The sequence below is a fragment of the Pseudomonas sp. HMSC076A11 genome, from assembly GCF_001810205.1.
Lineage (GTDB): Bacteria > Pseudomonadota > Gammaproteobacteria > Pseudomonadales > Pseudomonadaceae > Pseudomonas > Pseudomonas aeruginosa.
In genome coordinates this window covers 579,164-596,534 of record NZ_KV800319.1, presented here as the reverse complement: position 1 = coordinate 596,534, position 17,371 = coordinate 579,164, and the positions used below count along the sequence as shown (strand labels likewise).

General features: G+C 66.4%; 15 protein-coding genes. 8 read left to right on the top strand and 7 right to left on the bottom strand.

Annotation, left to right across the window (positions count from 1 at the left end; genetic code table 11):
• Positions 1 to 80 precede the first annotated feature (80 nt).
• Positions 81 to 1,298 (bottom strand): argininosuccinate synthase, encoded by a 1,218-nt coding sequence (locus HMPREF2716_RS27145; protein ID WP_003092065.1) that lies wholly within the window; start codon positions 1,296 to 1,298, stop codon positions 81 to 83.
• 117 nt (positions 1,299 to 1,415) lie between these two features.
• Positions 1,416 to 2,381 (bottom strand): flagellar protein MotY, encoded by a 966-nt coding sequence (motY, locus tag HMPREF2716_RS27140; RefSeq protein WP_003104269.1) that lies wholly within the window; start codon positions 2,379 to 2,381, stop codon positions 1,416 to 1,418.
• Between the two features lie 132 nt (positions 2,382 to 2,513).
• Here motY and pyrC point away from each other — a divergent pair, with 132 nt between their 5' ends.
• Both pyrC and rnt read left to right on the top strand, forming a co-directional pair.
• The gene (gene pyrC / locus HMPREF2716_RS27135) at positions 2,514 to 3,560 is read left to right on the top strand and encodes a dihydroorotase (RefSeq protein ID WP_070622069.1); all 1,047 of its coding nucleotides are present in this window, start codon (positions 2,514 to 2,516) and stop codon (positions 3,558 to 3,560) included.
• Positions 3,557 to 4,231, top strand: coding sequence for a ribonuclease T (rnt, locus tag HMPREF2716_RS27130; protein ID WP_003092070.1), 675 nt, complete (start codon positions 3,557 to 3,559; stop codon positions 4,229 to 4,231). The genes pyrC and rnt overlap by 4 nt, the downstream gene beginning before the upstream one ends.
• A 178-nt stretch (positions 4,232 to 4,409) precedes the next feature.
• On the opposite strand, the gene HMPREF2716_RS27125 is transcribed toward rnt, so the two are convergent.
• The gene (locus tag HMPREF2716_RS27125) at positions 4,410 to 5,012 is read right to left on the bottom strand and encodes a peroxiredoxin (RefSeq protein ID WP_003092073.1); all 603 of its coding nucleotides are present in this window, start codon (positions 5,010 to 5,012) and stop codon (positions 4,410 to 4,412) included.
• 259 nt (positions 5,013 to 5,271) lie between these two features.
• On the opposite strand from HMPREF2716_RS27125, the gene HMPREF2716_RS27120 reads away from it, so the two are divergent.
• Positions 5,272 to 5,493: a bacterioferritin-associated ferredoxin gene (locus HMPREF2716_RS27120; protein ID WP_003092075.1), complete on the top strand. Its 222-nt coding sequence runs from the start codon at positions 5,272 to 5,274 to the stop codon at positions 5,491 to 5,493.
• A 209-nt stretch (positions 5,494 to 5,702) separates the two neighbouring features.
• Positions 5,703 to 6,179 (top strand): bacterioferritin BfrB, encoded by a 477-nt coding sequence (bfrB, locus tag HMPREF2716_RS27115; RefSeq protein WP_003092078.1) that lies wholly within the window; start codon positions 5,703 to 5,705, stop codon positions 6,177 to 6,179.
• Positions 6,180 to 6,245: 66 nt separating this feature from the next.
• Here bfrB and HMPREF2716_RS27110 read toward each other — a convergent pair whose 3' ends face one another.
• The 3 genes from HMPREF2716_RS27110 to HMPREF2716_RS27100 form a co-directional block, all read right to left on the bottom strand.
• Positions 6,246 to 7,397: an MFS transporter gene (locus HMPREF2716_RS27110; RefSeq protein WP_003104266.1), complete on the bottom strand. Its 1,152-nt coding sequence runs from the start codon at positions 7,395 to 7,397 to the stop codon at positions 6,246 to 6,248.
• An 82-nt stretch (positions 7,398 to 7,479) separates the two neighbouring features.
• Positions 7,480 to 7,806 carry a Grx4 family monothiol glutaredoxin gene (grxD, locus tag HMPREF2716_RS27105; protein ID WP_003092082.1) on the bottom strand — a complete coding sequence of 109 codons (327 nt, stop codon included), beginning with the start codon at positions 7,804 to 7,806 and terminating at the stop codon, positions 7,480 to 7,482.
• Between the two features lie 112 nt (positions 7,807 to 7,918).
• The gene (locus HMPREF2716_RS27100; protein ID WP_070622068.1) at positions 7,919 to 10,027 is read right to left on the bottom strand and encodes a molybdopterin oxidoreductase family protein; all 2,109 of its coding nucleotides are present in this window, start codon (positions 10,025 to 10,027) and stop codon (positions 7,919 to 7,921) included.
• Positions 10,028 to 10,325: 298 nt separating this feature from the next.
• Here HMPREF2716_RS27100 and HMPREF2716_RS27095 point away from each other — a divergent pair, with 298 nt between their 5' ends.
• Positions 10,326 to 13,313: an autotransporter serine peptidase EprS gene (locus HMPREF2716_RS27095; protein ID WP_070622067.1), complete on the top strand. Its 2,988-nt coding sequence runs from the start codon at positions 10,326 to 10,328 to the stop codon at positions 13,311 to 13,313.
• 393 nt (positions 13,314 to 13,706) lie between these two features.
• On the opposite strand, the gene HMPREF2716_RS27090 is transcribed toward HMPREF2716_RS27095, so the two are convergent.
• On the bottom strand, positions 13,707 to 14,138 hold the full coding sequence (locus HMPREF2716_RS27090; protein WP_003162731.1) for a hypothetical protein: 432 nt from the start codon (positions 14,136 to 14,138) through the stop codon (positions 13,707 to 13,709).
• A 315-nt stretch (positions 14,139 to 14,453) separates the two neighbouring features.
• On the opposite strand from HMPREF2716_RS27090, the gene argF reads away from it, so the two are divergent.
• The 3 genes from argF to yaaA all read left to right on the top strand — a co-directional run bounded on the left by argF (position 14,454) and on the right by yaaA (position 17,344).
• The gene (gene argF, locus HMPREF2716_RS27085; RefSeq protein WP_070622066.1) at positions 14,454 to 15,371 is read left to right on the top strand and encodes an ornithine carbamoyltransferase; all 918 of its coding nucleotides are present in this window, start codon (positions 14,454 to 14,456) and stop codon (positions 15,369 to 15,371) included.
• A 4-nt stretch (positions 15,372 to 15,375) separates the two neighbouring features.
• Entirely contained in the window at positions 15,376 to 16,458 is a 1,083-nt protein-coding gene (locus HMPREF2716_RS27080; RefSeq protein WP_003092092.1) for an ABC transporter ATP-binding protein, read from the top strand.
• Between the two features lie 106 nt (positions 16,459 to 16,564).
• Positions 16,565 to 17,344, top strand: a complete 780-nt coding sequence (yaaA, locus tag HMPREF2716_RS27075; RefSeq protein WP_003092094.1) for a peroxide stress protein YaaA — start codon at positions 16,565 to 16,567, stop codon at positions 17,342 to 17,344.
• The last annotated feature ends 27 nt before the right edge of the window (positions 17,345 to 17,371 follow it).

Genomic DNA, 17,371 nt, shown 5'->3' with positions numbered 1-17,371 from the left:
TATCGCTTTCAGCAATCAGGAACGAAGAACCCCGGCTCATGGCCGGGGTTCTTCGTTCCATCGCAGGCGGCGCACGTCGGTCAGGACAGCGTGCGGCCCTTGTTCGCGGCGATGCGCATGCGCAGCGCGTTGAGCTTGATGAAGCCCGCGGCATCGGCCTGGTTGTAGGCGCCGCCGTCTTCCTCGAAGGTCGCGATGTTGGCGTCGAACAGCGAGTCGTCGGACTTGCGGCCCACCACCACGACGTTGCCCTTGTACAGCTTCAGGCGCACTACGCCGTTCACGTTGACCTGCGAGGCGTCGATCATCTGCTGCAGCATCAGGCGCTCCGGGCTCCACCAGTAGCCGGTGTAGATCAGGCTGGCGTACTTGGGCATCAGCTCGTCTTTCAGGTGGGCCACTTCGCGGTCCAGGGTGATCGACTCGATGGCGCGGTGGGCCTTGAGCATGATGGTGCCGCCGGGGGTCTCGTAGCAGCCACGGGACTTCATGCCGACATAGCGGTTCTCGACGATGTCGAGGCGGCCGATGCCGTTGATCCCGCCGACGCGGTTCAGCTCGGTGAGCACCTCGGCCGGGGTCATGTCCTTGCCGTCGATGGCGACGATGTCGCCCTTGCGGTAGGTCAGCTCGATGTAGGTCGGGGTGTCCGGCGCGTTTTCCGGGGAAGCGGTCCACTTCCACATGTCTTCTTCGTGCTCGGTCCAGGTATCTTCCAGCACGCCGCCTTCGTAGGAGATATGCAGGAGGTTGGCGTCCATCGAGTACGGCGACTTCTTCTTGCCGTGGCGCTCGATCGGGATGCCGTGCTTCTCGGCATAGTCCATCAGCTTCTCGCGGGACAGCAGGTCCCACTCGCGCCAGGGCGCGATCACCTTGACGCCGGGCTTCAGCGCGTAGGCGCCCAGCTCGAAGCGGACCTGGTCGTTGCCCTTGCCGGTGGCGCCGTGGGAGATGGCGTCGGCGCCGGTCTCGTTGGCGATCTCGATCAGGCGCTTGGCGATCAGCGGACGAGCGATGGAGGTGCCCAGCAGGTACTCGCCTTCGTAGACGGTGTTGGCGCGGAACATCGGGTAGACGAAGTCGCGGACGAATTCTTCGCGCAGGTCGTCGATGTAGATTTCCTTGACGCCCATCGCGCGGGCCTTGGCGCGAGCCGGTTCGACTTCCTCGCCCTGGCCGAGGTCGGCGGTGAAGGTCACCACTTCGCAGTTATAGGTATCTTGCAACCACTTCAGAATTACCGAGGTATCCAGGCCGCCGGAATACGCCAGGACTACCTTCTTCACATCCGCCATGCCATCACTCCACGGGGGTCGTCACGAAAAGCGACAATTCTACGCAGGGCATTCGGGAAATTACAGAGGGGCGACAGCTTTAGACGCAAAAGCGACAGATTCTATCGTTTGCGCGACTCAAACCGTGGGTTTTCCCTGAAGCGAGGCGGCCGGAGGCTTCGGTGCGGCAGGTTCTGCCGCGGGCGGCGCCGGCTTGTCCTCGGCCTTCGGCGCTTCCGTCGCCGGCTCGACCACCGCCTCGCGCGACAGGTGCACGGTGACCCGGCGGTTGCGCGCACGGTTGGCGGCGCTGTTGTTGGCCACCAGCGGGTAGCGCTCGCCATAGAAGCGCACGTTGATCTGGCTTTCCGGCACCCCGTTGCTCTTCAGGTACTCCTGCACCGCCAGCGCGCGGCGACGCGACAGGTCGCGGTTGGTCAGGCGGTTGCCGCTGTTGTCGGAGTGCCCGTCGAGTTCGATCCGGTTGATGCTCGGATCGGCCTTGAGCAGTTGCAGGATGATGTCCAGCTTGGCTCGCGCCACGTCGTTCAGCGCCGTGCCGCCGTCGGGGAAGCCGACCTGGGCCAGCTTGACCTGGTCGAAGTTCACCGGCAGCAGCTTGGCGATGCAGGCCTGGTACTGGCTGTAGACGCTGGCGAAGCGCGCCGGCAGCAGGCGCACCTCCAGGCGATCGCCCTGCCAGGTGCGATGGCGGACCAGCGGGCTGCGCCCCTCGAGCAGGCCGGTGAGCAACCGACCGGCCTGTTGCTGGCTGCTGTTGAACGGCACCTCGCCGCTGCCGATGCTGACCTGGCCAAGGTTGATGTCGCCCTGTCCCGGTCGCCAGGGCGGCGCGGCAGCCAGCAGGGTCGCCGACCCGCGCCCCAGCCACTGGGCCTCGGGCTTCAGGCGGAAGGTCGCCTGCTCGCCGGCACGCCGGACGAACTCGCCGACCCCGAAATTCGCCACCGGCTGCGACAGGCGGCATTCGAACTGGTCGCCTTCGACCTTCCACTCGACGCTCTCCAGCCGCGTCTGGAAGGTCACCGCCAGTGCCGGCAGGCTGCTGAGCAGGAAAGGCAATAGAAGAAGGCGCGGCTGCACGACGGCGGGCTCCGGGAAAGCGTCCAAATACGAAGGATGTATCGGACGGCCCGGACAAAACTTGATAGCGAGTGCCCCGCCCCCCCTTTTCCGGTAGCATTTCCCCCCACGAAATCCCGTCCTGGAAGCCCCATGTCCGACCGTCTCACCCTCCTGCGCCCCGACGACTGGCACATTCACCTGCGTGACGGTGCCGCGCTGGCCAATACCGTCGGCGACGCCGCCCGCACCTTCGGCCGCGCCATCGTCATGCCGAACCTGGTGCCGCCGGTGCGCAACGCCGCCGAAGCCGACGCCTACCGGCAGCGCATCCTCGCCGCCCGCCCCGCCGCCAGCCGCTTCGAGCCGCTGATGGTGCTGTACCTCACCGACCGCACCAGCGCCGAGGAAATCCGTACCGCCAAGGCCAGCGGCTTCGTGCATGCCGCCAAGCTCTATCCGGCAGGCGCCACCACCAACTCGGATTCTGGCGTGACCCGCATCGACAATATCTTCGAAGCGCTCGAGGCGATGGCCGAGGTCGGCATGCCGCTGCTGGTGCATGGCGAGGTGACCCGCGCCGAGGTCGACGTATTCGATCGTGAGAAGCAGTTCATCGACGAGCACCTGCGCCGGGTGGTCGAGCGCTTCCCGACCCTGAAGGTGGTCTTCGAGCACATCACCACCGGCGACGCCGCCCAGTTCGTCCGGGAAGCCCCGGCCAACGTCGGCGCGACCATTACCGCCCATCACCTGCTGTACAACCGCAACCACATGCTGGTCGGCGGTATCCGTCCGCACTTCTATTGCCTGCCGATCCTCAAGCGCAACACCCACCAGGAAGCCCTGCTGGACGCCGCGGTGAGCGGCAATCCGAAATTCTTCCTCGGCACCGACTCGGCGCCGCACGCCCGCCACGCCAAGGAAGCCGCCTGCGGTTGCGCCGGGTGCTACAGCGCCTACGCCGCCATCGAGCTGTATGCCGAGGCCTTCGAACAGCGCAATGCGCTGGACAAGCTGGAAGGCTTCGCCAGCCTGCACGGCCCGGACTTCTATGGCCTGCCGCGCAACACCGACCGGATCCCCCTGGTCCGCGAGGAATGGCAGGCGCCCGCCAGCCTCCCCTTCGGCGACTTCGACGTGGTGCCGCTGCGCGCCGGCGAGACACTCCGCTGGAAACTGCTGGAGGCCGGGGCATGAGCGAAGACAACTTCGACGACGAATTCGACGGCAGCCTCCCCAGCGGCCCGCGCCATCCGATGGCGCGCCGCTTCCGCGGCTACCTGCCGGTAGTGGTGGACGTCGAGACCGGCGGCTTCAACTCGGCCACCGACGCGCTGCTGGAAATCGCCGCGACCACTGTCGGCATGGACGAGAAAGGCTTCCTGTTCCCGGAACACACCTACTTCTTCCGCATCGAGCCCTTCGAAGGCGCCAACATCGAGCCGGCCGCGCTGGAATTCACCGGCATCAAGCTTGACCACCCGCTGCGCATGGCGGTGCAGGAGGAAGCGGCACTCACCGAGATCTTCCGCGGCATCCGCAAGGCGCTGAAGGCCAATGGCTGCAAGCGGGCGATCCTGGTCGGCCACAACAGCAGCTTCGACCTCGGTTTCCTCAATGCCGCCGTGGCGCGTACCGGGATCAAGCGCAATCCGTTCCATCCCTTCTCCAGCTTCGACACCGCCACCCTGGCTGGCCTCGCCTACGGCCAGACGGTCCTGGCCAAGGCCTGCCAGGCCGCCGGCATGGAGTTCGACAACCGCGAGGCGCACTCGGCACGCTACGACACCGAGAAGACCGCCGAGCTGTTCTGCGGCATCGTCAACCGCTGGAAGGAAATGGGCGGCTGGATGGATGACGACGACTGAGCCTCGGCCCACTTAGGCGGATAACGCCAGGACGTTATCCGTCCTACGCGACCGGTCAGGCAATCTCCCCCTCTTCGGAGCGAGGCGCGTGACCTGGGATGGGGCTGCCGGCCCCCGCGAACCCATGAAAAAGCCCCGCCGAAGCGGGGCTTTTTCCAACGCGCGAAGCAGGCTCTTCTTACAGCTTGCTGGCGTTCTCGGCCAGGTACTTGGCCACGCCTTCGGGCGATGCGGTCATGCCCTTGTCGCCCTTCTTCCAGTTGGCCGGGCAGACTTCGCCGTGCTCCTCATGGAACTGCAGGGCATCGACCAGACGCAGCAGCTCGTCCATGTTGCGGCCCAGCGGCAGGTCGTTGACGATCTGCGAGCGCACTACGCCTTCCTTGTCGATCAGGAACGCGCCACGGAAGGCCACGCCACCGTCGGACTCGACGTCATAGGCCTTGGCGATCTCGTGCTTGGTGTCGGCCGCCAGGGTGTACTTGACGGCACCGATGCCGCCCTTGTCCACCGGGGTGTTGCGCCAGGCGTTGTGGGTGAAGTGGGAGTCGATGGAAACGCCGATCACCTCGACGTTGCGCGCCTGGAATTCCGGGATGCGGTGGTCCAGGGCGATCAGCTCGGACGGGCAGACGAAGGTGAAGTCCAGCGGATAGAAGAACACCAGGCCGTACTTGCCCTTGATGGCCTCGGACAGGGTGAAGCTCTCGACGATCTCGCCATTGCCCAGTACCGCGGCAACGTTGAAGTCAGGCGCTTTCTTACCTACGAGTACGCTCATTCCATGTCTCCTTTAAGCGGAAGGTTGAAGGACGGCACCGCAGCCTGCCGGCTCCTCGTGAAGCCTCGATGGCAGGGGCGCCGTTCCCCGGGAAACAACCATCATACACCCCGCCCCAGCCGGCGCTAAGTCTTTGTCCGACAAAGCCATTTGTCGGGGGGCGAAAAAAACCCGACTAAAACGCTCCAGGGAACTTTGACAATCATTCTCATTATTATTAGTATCTTTTCCAACTCAACTTCCCAGTAGCCAGATCGCCATGTACGTCTGCCTCTGCCAAGGTGTTACCGACAACCAGATCCGCGATGCCATCTACGAAGGCTGCTGCAGCTATCGTGAGGTTCGCGAAGCCACCGGCGTCGGTACCCAGTGCGGCAAGTGCGCATGCCTGGCCAAGCAGGTGGTACGCGAAACCCTCAACGACCTGCAGAGTGCCCAGCCGGTACCGGCGTTCGGGACTACGGCGTTCGTCGCTGCCTGAAAAATATTTTTTATCCCTCTTTCAGAAGAACCGGGCCTGGCGCCCGGTTTTTTTATGCCTTCAATTCAATGACTTAGCGGCAGAACGCGGAAAGAAAACATTCGTATTCATATTCTTTTTCCCTTATATTTCAATAACTTAGGTTTGACACCCTGCTTCGTCGCGGCCAAACTTGGCGAATCACACCCACTACGACGGCAGGATTCGGCATGAAAGGCGACAAGAAAGTCATCCAGCACCTCAACAAGATCCTCGGCAACGAGCTGATCGCGATCAACCAGTACTTCCTCCACTCGCGCATGTGGAACGACTGGGGCCTGAAGCGCCTCGGCGCCCACGAGTACCACGAGTCGATCGACGAGATGAAGCATGCCGACAAGCTCATCGAGCGCATCCTCTTCCTCGAAGGCCTGCCCAACCTGCAGGACCTCGGCAAGCTGCTGATCGGCGAGAACACCCAGGAAATGCTGCAGTGCGACCTGAACCTGGAGCTGAAGGCGACCAAGGACCTGCGCGAAGCCATCGTGCATTGCGAGCAGGTGCACGACTACGTCAGCCGCGACCTGCTGAAGGACATCCTGGAGTCGGAAGAAGAGCACATCGACTACTTGGAAACCCAGCTGGGCCTGATCCAGAAAGTCGGCCTGGAGAACTACCTGCAGTCGCACATGCACGAAGACGACTGATCGGGAACCACGACGAAGCGCCGGCGGCCTGCCCCGCCGGCGCTTTTTTCTTGCCGCCAGAAAGCCTCAGGCGCTGCGCGGCCTGCGCCGGACCAGATCGGCGCGCAGGGCCAGCAACAGGCAAAGACCGACCAGTACCAGCAATGCCCAGCGCAGGCCGATCTCGTGGGCCAGCAGGCCGATCAGCGGCGGTCCCATCAGCAGTCCGCCATACCCCACGGTAGAGACGGCGGCGACCCCGATCACCGGATCGATGCCCGGCTGGTTGCCAGCAGCGCTGATCACGATCGGCACCATCACCGACAGTCCCAGGCCAACCACCCCGAAACCGGCGATGCTCAGCGCCGGCCAGGGGCTGAACAGCGCCACCAGCATGCCCAGCGTGGCCAGCGAACCCAGGCCGCGCAGCAACGGCGCATCGTCGATGCGTCCGCGCAGGCGGTCACCGAACAGCCGCCCCACCACCATCGCCGCGGAAAACGCCGCGAAGCCCAGCGCCGCCACCCGCTCGGAAGCATCCAGAACGCTGTGCAGGAACAGCGCGCTCCAGTCAGCCACGCCGCCCTCGGAAACGAACGCGCAGAGAATCAGCAGGCCCAGGCCGAGCAAGGCCCGCGGCGGCAAGGTGAAGCCGCCGCCCTTGCGCGCGCCCGCCTTGCTCGGGTCCGGCGGAAGCAACGCGCGTACGAAGAATGGCAGGCTCAGCAGGCCGAGTGCGGTGAGAATGAGGAAGTGCCAGAACGGCGTCAGTCCGGCCAGGGCCGCGGCGCTCAACGCACCGACCAGGCAGCCGAGGCTGTACATGCCATGCAGCATGGACATGCAGGGCTTGCCGAGCAGGCGCTCGACATCCACCGCCTGGATGTTCATCGCCACGTCCATCCCGGCGAAGCTCACGCCCAGCACGTAGAAGGCCAACGCCAGTTGCCACCAGCCCTGGCTCAGGCCGAGCAGCGGAAACACCAGCAGCATGATCAGGCAACCGCCGATCACTACGCTGCGGCTGCCGATGCGCTGGACCAGGAAACCGCTCAACGGGAACGCCGTGAGCGCGCCGACCCCGACGCCGAGCAGGGCCTGGCCGAGCGCGCGCTCGTCCAGCTGGGTCTGCTCCTTGAGCGCCGGGATGCGTCCCATCAGGTTGCCGATGACCAGCCCGGCCATGGCGAAGAAATAGATGCAAGCCAGGCGACCCTGGCGAGGATTGACTTCCGACATGGAGGCTCCCGGTTTCCTTGCTGGTTTCTCCGGACAAAAAAGAAACCCCGCACAAGGCGGGGCTCTTCGTCGGATGCGCGGATCAGGCGTTGGCTTTGGCCGCCGCGTCCTTGACCAGGGTCTGCAGTTCGCCCTTCTCGAACATCTCGGCGAGGATGTCGCTGCCGCCGACCAGTTCGCCATTGACCCACAGCTGCGGGAAGGTCGGCCAGTTCGCGTACTTCGGCAGGTTGGCGCGGATTTCCGGATTCTGCAGGATGTCGACGTAGGCGAACTTCTCGCCACAGGCCATCAGCACCTGGGCCGCGCGCGAGGAGAAACCGCACTGCGGGGCGTTCGGCGAACCCTTCATGTACAGCAGGATGGGGTTGTTAGCGATCTGCTCTTTAATGGTTTCGATGATGTCCATGGCTTACCTCAACAGGAACGTTTCGACACGGTAACTCGGCAAATAATGACCGGTATTGTATCGGAAAGCCTAGCGCGACGCTCGGCTTTACTCTCGCGTTCCGTCGACCCGCTCAGGCCGCTTCCACCTCCACCGGCAGGCCGTTGAGCGCGGCGTTACCCGACAGCAGGTCGAGATGACGCTCGTCGGTCAGGTCGTTGGCGCTGACGCCGGCCTGGGCGCGGGCGATCGCCAGTTGCACGCCGGGCCGCGCGTGGCCCCAGCCGTGCGGCAGGCTGACCACCCCGGGCATCATCTCGCTGCTCGCCGCCACCTCCACCTCCACGCTGCCGACCCGCGAGCGCACCCGCACCCGTTGCCCGTCGACCAGGCCGCGACCCTCCAGGTCCCGCGGGTGCATCAGCAACTGGTGACGCGGCTTGCCCTTCACCAGGCGATGGTAGTTGTGCATCCAGGAATTGTTGCTGCGCACGTGGCGTCGTCCGATCAGCAGCAACTGGTCGGACGCAGGCAGCGGCTGTGCGGCGAAGCGTTGCAGGTCGTCGACGAACAGCGGCGGCGCGGCCTGGATGCGCTGGTCGGCGGTCTTCAGGCGCGGCGCCAGGTTCGGCCGCAGCGGCCCGAGGTCGATGCCGTGGGGATGTTCGCGCAGAGTGGCCAGGCTCAGCCTGTGCTCGGAACGGTCGCCGTAGGCGCCAGCGCGCAGGCCGAGGTCGATCATCTGCTGCGGCTCCAGGGTCGGTTTCAGCTCCAGGCCGTTGCGCGCGGCGAAGGCCCGCGCCAGGCCGACGAAGATCTCCCAGTCGTGCAGCGCACCCTCGGGACGCGGCAGCACGGCCTCGTTGAAACGGGTCACGTTACGCACGGCGAAGACGTTGAAGGTGGTGTCGTAGTGATCGTGCTCCAGCGGCGCGGTGGGCGGCAGGATGAGATCGGCGTAGCGGGTCGTCTCGTTGATGTAGAGGTCGATGCTGAGCATGAACTCCAGGCCGTCCAGGGCCTGTTCGAGCCGCCTCCCGTTGGGCGTGGACAGCACCGGGTTGCCGGCTACCGTGACCAGCGCGCGCACCTGCCCCTCGCCTTCACCGAGGATTTCTTCCGCCAATGCCGCCACCGGCAGTTCGCCGCCATATTCCGGCAGCCCCGAGACGCGGCTGCGCCAACGGCCGAAGTGGCCACCCGAGGTACTCGCCACCAGGTCCAGGGCCGGCGAGGTGCACAGCGCGCCACCGACCCGGTCGAGGTTGCCGGTGACCAGGTTGATCAGTTGCCCCAGCCACTGGCAGAGCGTGCCGAAGGCCTGGGTGGAAACGCCCATCCGGCCATAGCAGACCGCCCGTTCGGCGGCGGCGAAATCCCGCGCCAGTTGGCGAATGCTTTCGGCCGGCACGCCACAGCGCGCGCTCATGGACTCGGCGTCGAAGGCCGCGACCGCCTCGCGCACCCGCTCCAGCCCGTCGACCGGCAGCGGCGTGGGGCGACCGAGGTTCTCCTCGAACAGGGTGTTGAGTATCCCGAGCAACAGCGCCGCATCCTGGCCGGGACGAATGAACAGGTGCCGGTCGGCGATAGCCGCGGTCTCGCTGCGCCGGGGATCGACCACCACCAACCGGCCGCCGCGTGCCTTCAGCGCCTTCAGGCGCTTCTCCACGTCCGGCACGGTCATGATGCTGCCGTTGGACGCCAGCGGGTTGCCGCCGAGCACCAGCATGAAGTCGGTGTGGTCGATGTCGGGGATCGGGATCAACAAACCATGGCCGTACATCTGCTGGCTGACCAGGTGATGCGGCAACTGGTCGACGGAAGTCGCGGAGAAGCGGTTGCGCGTTTTCAGCAGGCCGAGGAAGTAGTTGCTATGGGTCATCAGGCCGTAGTTGTGCACGCTCGGATTGCCCTGGTAGACCGCCACCGCATCGTTGCCATGGCGCTCGCGGATCTCGCCGAGGCGGCTGGCCACCAGCGCGAAGGCCTCGTCCCAGCCGATCGGCTGCCACTCGCTGCCGACCCGGCGCAACGGCTGGCGCAGGCGGTCGGGGTCGTCCTGGATGTCCTGCAGGGCCACCGCCTTGGGACAGACATGGCCGCGGCTGAAGCTGTCCTGCGGGTCGCCCTTGATCGAGCGGATCCGCGGCACGCCGCCCTCGTCGCTCTCGGTCTCGATGGCGAGCCCGCAGATGGCCTCGCAGAGATGGCACGCACGGTAGTGGAGGGTCTTGCTCATGGCTCGCCTCTTCATTGTCGTCGCCGGCCGTCGCGGCCCGGCGCGTACGCGAGGACCAGACGACCGGTCTAGTCGTCGAATCGGCACTATGCGGCGCCTTCCGCCGCCGCGCCAGCAGCGTCAGTCGGCTGAATCGCCAGGCATCAGGCTGGCCGATGGGCGCGGTAGAGGGGAGGCGTGCCGTTTGTCCGGCTGTCAACTATCCACCTGGGAATTCCGGCGCGGCGAAAGCCGGTGCTAAACCTTGTCTCTTCGAGTCCACCCCTGTCCGACAAGACCAATAAAGCGTGGAGACCGCATGACCGACGCCCGCCCCTTCCGCCCTCGCCCCACCTCGTTGTCAGCCGCCCTGCTGCTGGGCGCCTGGATCGCCCAGCCGGCCACGGCCGCCTATGTCGAAACCGGTCGGCCCGGCGATCCGGCCAGTTGGCGCTCCGCCGAATACCAGCAGGACTGGGGCCTGGAACGGATGCGGGCCGACCAGGCCTATGCCGCCGGGATCGACGGCCAGGGCGTGAAGATCGGCGAGATGGACTCCGGTTTCGACCCGAGCCATCCGGATACCCCCGCCTCGCGCTACCAGCCGGTGACGGCCAGCGGCACCTATGTCGACGGCACGCCGTTCAGCGTCAGCGGCGCGATGAACGGCAACAACGACTCCCACGGCACCCACGTCGGCGGCACCCTCGGTGCCTCGCGCGACGGCGTCGGCATGCACGGGGTGGCCTACGCGGCACAGGTGTACGTCGCCAACACCAACCAGAACGACAGCTTCCTGTTCGGCCCGACGCCCGACCCGAACTATTTCAAGGCCGCCTACCAGGCGCTGGCCGACGCCGGGGTGCGGGCGATCAACAACAGTTGGGGCAGCCAGCCCAAGGACGTCAGCTACGAGACCCTCGACGGCCTGCACGCCGCCTATGCCCAGCACTACGGGCGCTCCACCTGGCTGGACGCCGCCGCCGGCGTCTCCCGCCAGGGCGTGATCAACGTCTTCAGCGCCGGCAACAGCGGCTACGCCAACGCCAGCGTGCGCTCCGCCCTGCCCTACTTCCAGCCGGACCTGGAAGGCCACTGGCTGGCCGTGTCCGGCCTCGACCAGCAGAACGGCCAGCGCTACAACCGCTGCGGCATCGCCAAGTACTGGTGCATCACCACGCCCGGCCGCCTGATCAACAGCACCATGCCCGGCGGCGGCTATGCCAACAAGTCCGGTACCTCGATGGCCGCGCCCCACGCCACCGGCGCGCTGGCCCTGGTCATGCAGCGCTATCCGTACCTGAACAACGAGCAGGCGCTGCAGGTTCTGCTGACCACCGCCACCCAGCTCGACGGCACGCCGACCGGCGCCCCCACCGACACCGTCGGCTGGGGCGTGCCGGATCTCGGTCGGGCGATGCATGGGCCTGGACAATTGCTCGGCCGCTTCGAGGCCAACCTCCCGGCCGGCCTGCGCGACGATTGGAGCAACCCGATTTCCGATAGCGCCCTGCTCCAGCGCCAGGCCGAGGACGCCGCCGAGCACGCGGCCTGGCAGCGGACGCTGAAGGACAAGGGCTGGGAAAACGGCTTGCCGGCCGGTGCCAGCCAGCAGGAACGCACCGACTATGCCATCGGCATGGCCCGCGACCAGGCCGCCGCCCAGCGCCAGTACCAGGGCAGCCTGGTCAAGGCCGGTGCCGGCAGCCTGGTCCTGAGCGGCGACAGCACCTATCGCGGGCCGACCCTGGTCGATGGCGGGCTGCTCAGCGTCGACGGTTCGCTGCTGTCCGCCGTCGAAGTCAATGCCGGCGGCACCCTCGGCGGCAGCGGCAGGATCGGCGGCCTGCTGGCGCGCTCCGGCGGCACGGTGGCCGCGGGCAACTCCATCGGCACCCTGGAGGTCGCCGGGGACCTGCGCTTCGAATCCGGCTCGACCTACGCGGTGGAGCTTTCGGAAAGCGCCAGCGACCGGATCGTCGCCAGCGGCAAGGCGAGCATCGCGGGCGGCAACGTCACCCTGGCCATGGAAAACAGCCCCGACCTGCTCAGCCAGTCCCAGGTCGAGAGCCTGGTCGGCCGCCGCTACGACATCCTCGACGCCGCCGGCGGCATCGACGGGCGCTTCGACGCGGTATTGCCGAACTACCTGTTCCTCGGCGGCACCCTGGACTACGCGGCCAACGCCATCCGCCTGGATATCGGACGCAACGGCACGGCCCTCGCCAGCGTCGCGCAGACGCCCAACCAGGCGGCGGTCGCTGGGGCCGTGGAAACGCTCGGCGCCGGCAACCCGGTCTACGAAAGCCTGCTCCTGTCGGAAAACGCCGCAACCGCCCAACGGGCCTTCCAGCAATTGTCCGGGGAAATCTACCCGGCGCTCGCCGGCCTGTTGCTCAACGACAGCCGCTATCTGCGCGACAGCGTCGGCGAACGCCTGCGCCAGGCCAGCGACGGCGAGGCCGGCGGGGAGGCTCCCGAAGGCTGGTTCAAGGCGCTCGGCTCCTGGGGCAAGAGCGCCGATGGCAGCCACGGTAGCGAAGGCTACCGGCATTCGGTCGGCGGCTTCCTGCTCGGCGTCGACAGCCAGGTCGCCAGCGACACGCGCCTCGGCCTGGTGGCCGGCTACAGCAACAGCTCGCTGAACATGGACAGCAGCCTGCAATCCTCCGCCAGCATCGACAGCTACCACCTCGGCGCCTACCTCGGCCGGCAATTGCAGCAATGGCGCCTGAGCCTCGGCGCAGCGCACGCCTGGCACCGCGCCGAGGTCAAGCGCGACCTGCAATACGGCGCCGTGGCCGGCAAGCAGAAGGCCAAGCTCGACGCACAGAGCAGCCAGTTGTTCGCCGAGGCCGCCTACGCGTTGGGCTGGCGCAGCCTGGAGCTGGAACCCTTCGCCGGGCTGGCCTACGTGCACGTCGCCAGCGATGACTTCCGCGAACGCGGTAGCGCCGCGGCCCTGGAGGGTGGCGACGACAACCTGGACGCCGCCTTCACCACCCTGGGCCTGCGCGCGAAACGGCATTTCGAGCTGGATGCCGAACGCCGCCTGGCGCTCTCCGGCACCCTCGGCTGGCGCCACAACCTGAGCGACACCACCCCGCAACGGCACCTGGCGTTCGCCAGCGGCAGCCAGCCATTCAGCGTGGAAAGCGTGGCCCTGTCCCGCGACGCCGCGCTGCTCGGCGTCGACGCCAGCCTCGCGGTGAATCGCGAAGTGAGCGTGCGGCTGGGCTACAACGGCCTGCTGGGCAGCCGCGAGAAGGACCATGGCGTCGGACTGGCCGTCGACTGGCGTTTCTGACTTCGGTTACGAGGGCATGCCAGCCGTTGGATGGGTTCCGGCGGGCGGCAAGGGGAAAAAGCCACTTCATTGCCCTCGGTCACGAAACCGCTGCAAATATGAGAAAAAGACCTAACTAAAGGATTCATGCGAAATGCATAGCGCTATACTGTCCATCCAGCGCTGTACTATCCCTTCCAGCGCTGATCGCGACCCGGTGCCCGCACCACCGTGCCGCACGAGCCCCGGAGATCCGCACCTCCGGGGCTCACCTTTTGCTCCTCTCGCACCCTCCTTCCCCGGCTGAGCCCCTCCCCCTGCAAATCCGCGACGAATGGCCGCAATCCGGCAATCCGATGAACGAGCGGCCGAACGGCGGGCGCCCAGGCTGCCTGCGCACAGTCGCTGAACGGGTCAGGCCTGGCGGAAGAAGATCATGCCGAACAGCACCGCCAGGGCGCTGAGGAACGACAACCCGGTTTGCCCCAGGACCATCAGGATCGCGGCCGCCGCCGTGCTCAGCGCATGCCAGCCCCAGAGCAGGCACGACAGGTTGAGGACGATGCCGGCCAGGGCCAGGTGACGCTTGCGGCTGCGCCTGAGCAGGCCGGCCAGGCCCAGCACCAGGCCGCAGGTCGATACCGCGAAGACCGCCAGCAAGGCGGCGAACAGGCCGAGCAGATGGTTCTCGTCGCTGAGGTCGATCCGCTCGCCGAGCGCCAGCGCCATCACCGCCAGCGCGATGGCGACCCCGACCAGGGCGAGGAACAGCGACAGGCCGCCCAGCCGCGATTGGCGCAATGGCCGTGCCGGCGGCGCGGCGGCGAGTGTTTCTCCCGTGTGCATGTTCGACCTCCCTGGTCCGAAACCCGCCTCCTCCATGAAGGCATTCGGGCGCGCACAGCATAAAGCGTCGTCCCGCCCAACCGATAGATCGACGAGGCGGGACTTTGGCGGCGGGACAACCGCGAAGACCCGGGGAAAAACCCCGTAACCCGCGCCTTCCAAGCCCCTCCTTGTGTTTCCGCGACATTTCCTTATAAGATCGCGCCTTCCCCTATTTTCCCGCACGTTGCGGTCCCGCCGCAGGTCCAGTCCCGTTTTCTCTCGCGAAAGCCGGCCAGTGCCTCGGCCAGCAGTAAAAATAAAAGGTAGTCAGCGATGAGCGTACGGCACTTTCTCTCGTTTATGGATTACAGCCCCGAAGAGCTGATCGGTCTGATCCGCCGCGGCAGCGAGCTGAAGGACCTGCGCAACCGAGGCGTGCTCTACGAGCCGCTGAAGAGCCGGGTCCTGGGCATGGTCTTCGAGAAGGCTTCGACCCGTACCCGCCTGTCCTTCGAAGCCGGGATGATCCAGCTCGGCGGCCAGGCGATCTTCCTCTCCCCGCGCGACACCCAGCTCGGCCGCGGCGAGCCGATCGGCGACAGCGCCCGGGTCATGTCGCGGATGCTCGACGGCGTGATGATCCGCACCTTCGCCCACGCCACCCTGACGGAATTCGCCGCGCACTCGAAGGTGCCGGTGATCAACGGCCTGTCCGACGACCTGCACCCCTGCCAGTTGCTCGCCGACATGCAGACCTTCCACGAGAACCGCGGCAGCATCCAGGGCAAGACCGTGGCCTGGATCGGCGACGGCAACAACATGTGCAACAGCTATATAGAAGCGGCGCTGAAGTTCGACTTCCAGCTGCGCGTGGCCTGCCCCGAGGGCTACGAGCCGAAGGCCGAGTTCGTCGCCCTTGCCGGCGACCGCCTGCGCGTCGTCCGCGACCCGCGCGAGGCGGTGGCCGGCGCGCACCTGGTGAGCACCGACGTGTGGGCCTCGATGGGCCAGGAAGACGAAGCCGCCGCGCGCATCGCCCTGTTCCGTCCCTACCAGGTGAACGCCGCGTTGCTCGATGGGGCCGCCGACGATGTACTATTCATGCACTGCCTGCCGGCCCACCGCGGCGAGGAAATCAGCGAAGAGTTGCTGGACGACCCGCGCTCGGTAGCCTGGGACCAGGCAGAGAACCGTCTGCACGCGCAGAAGGCCCTCCTCGAATTGCTGATCGAACACGCCCATTACGCCTGAGCCCATGAGCCACGACCTGCTGCTGAACCTGAAAGATCTCGCCTGCGGCTACGCCTCGCAGAAAGTGGTGCAGGACCTCGACCTGCACCTCAATGCCGGAGACATCGGCTGCCTGCTGGGTCCTTCGGGATGCGGCAAGACCACCACCCTGCGCGCCATCGCCGGCTTCGAGCCGGTGCTGGCCGGGCAGATCGAACTGGGCGGCGAAGTCATCTCGCGTCCCGGCTTCACCCTGGCGCCGGAGAAACGCCGGATCGGCATGGTGTTCCAGGACTACGCGCTGTTCCCCCATCTCAGCGTGGCCGACAATGTCGGCTTCGGCATCCGCAAGCATCCACAACGCGAGCGCCTGGTGCGCGAGCTTCTGGAGCTGGTCAAGCTCGACCACCTCGCCGCGCGCCACCCCCACGAACTCTCCGGCGGCCAGCAACAACGGGTGGCCCTGGCCCGCGCGCTGGCGCCCGAACCGCTGTTGCTGCTGCTCGACGAACCCTTCTCCAACCTCGACGTGGAACTGCGCCGCAGCCTCAGCCAGGAGGTTCGCGAGATCCTCAAGGCACGCGGCACCAGCGCGATCCTGGTGACCCACGACCAGGAAGAAGCCTTCGCCGTCTGCGACCACATCGGCGTGTTCAAGGAAGGTCACCTGGAACAGTGGGACACCCCCTACAACCTCTACCACGAGCCGCTGACGCCCTTCGTCGCCAGCTTCGTCGGCCAGGGCTACTTCATTCGCGGCCAGTTGCTCAGCCCCGATACGGTGCAGACCGAACTCGGCGTGATCCGCGGCAATCGCGCCTACAGCCTGCCTTCCGGCAGCGCGGTAGACGTCCTGCTGCGCCCGGACGACCTGGTGCACGCGCCGCAGGGCGAGCTGAAGGCGCGGATCGTCGGCAAGACCTTCCTCGGCGCCGCCACCCTGTACCGCCTGCAATTGCCCACCGGTACCCAGCTGGAATCGATCTTCCCCAGCCATGCCGACCACCAGCCGGGCGATGACGTCGGTATCCGCGTCGCCGCCGACCACCTGGTGGTGTTCGCCGCCCGGGGCAGCGTCGCCGCGCACCTCGCTCCCGTCCAGGCCTGATACCTCGGCGCCGTTCGGTCGGCGGCGCCTTTCCCTATCGACCGCATAGGTGGAGCCGGACGTCTCCAGCCCCTACAATCGCCCGACGATTCGAGGAGCCTGAACGATGCTGATGGTGATTTCCCCCGCCAAGACCCTGGACTACGAGACCCCGCCGGTCACCCACCGCTTCACCCAGCCGCAATACCTGGACCACGCCCAGGAACTGATCCAGCAACTGCGCCAGCTCACGCCACTGCAGATCAGCGAACTGATGAAGCTTTCCGACAAGCTCGCCGGCCTGAATGCCGCTCGCTACGCCAGCTGGCATCCGGAGTTCACCCCGGAGAACGCCAAGCAGGCGTTGCTCGCCTTCAAGGGCGATGTCTACACCGGCCTCAACGCGGAAGACTTCGGCGAGGACGATTTCGCCTTCGCCCAGGATCACCTGCGCATGCTCTCCGGTCTCTACGGCGTGCTGCGCCCGCTCGACCTCATGCAGCCCTATCGACTGGAAATGGGCACCCGCCTGGCCAACGCCCGTGGCAAGGATCTCTACGCCTTCTGGGGCGAGCGTATCAGCCAGTGGCTGAACGAAGCGCTGGCCGCCCAGGGCGACGACGTGCTGCTCAACCTGGCCTCCAACGAGTACTTCGGCGCGGTGAAGCGCAAGGCGCTGCAAGCGCGGGTCATCGACACCGAGTTCAAGGACCTGAAGAACGGCCAGTACAAGATCATCAGCTTCTACGCCAAGAAGGCTCGCGGCATGATGGCTCGCTACGTGATCCGCGAGCGCCTGCGCGACCCGGCCGGGCTGAAGGACTTCAATGCCCACGGCTATTACTTCAGCGCCGAGCAATCCGGCCCGGATCAGCTGGTATTCCTCAGGGACGCCCCGCAAGACTGATCTCCCCGGCCCGCCGTCCTGGCGGGC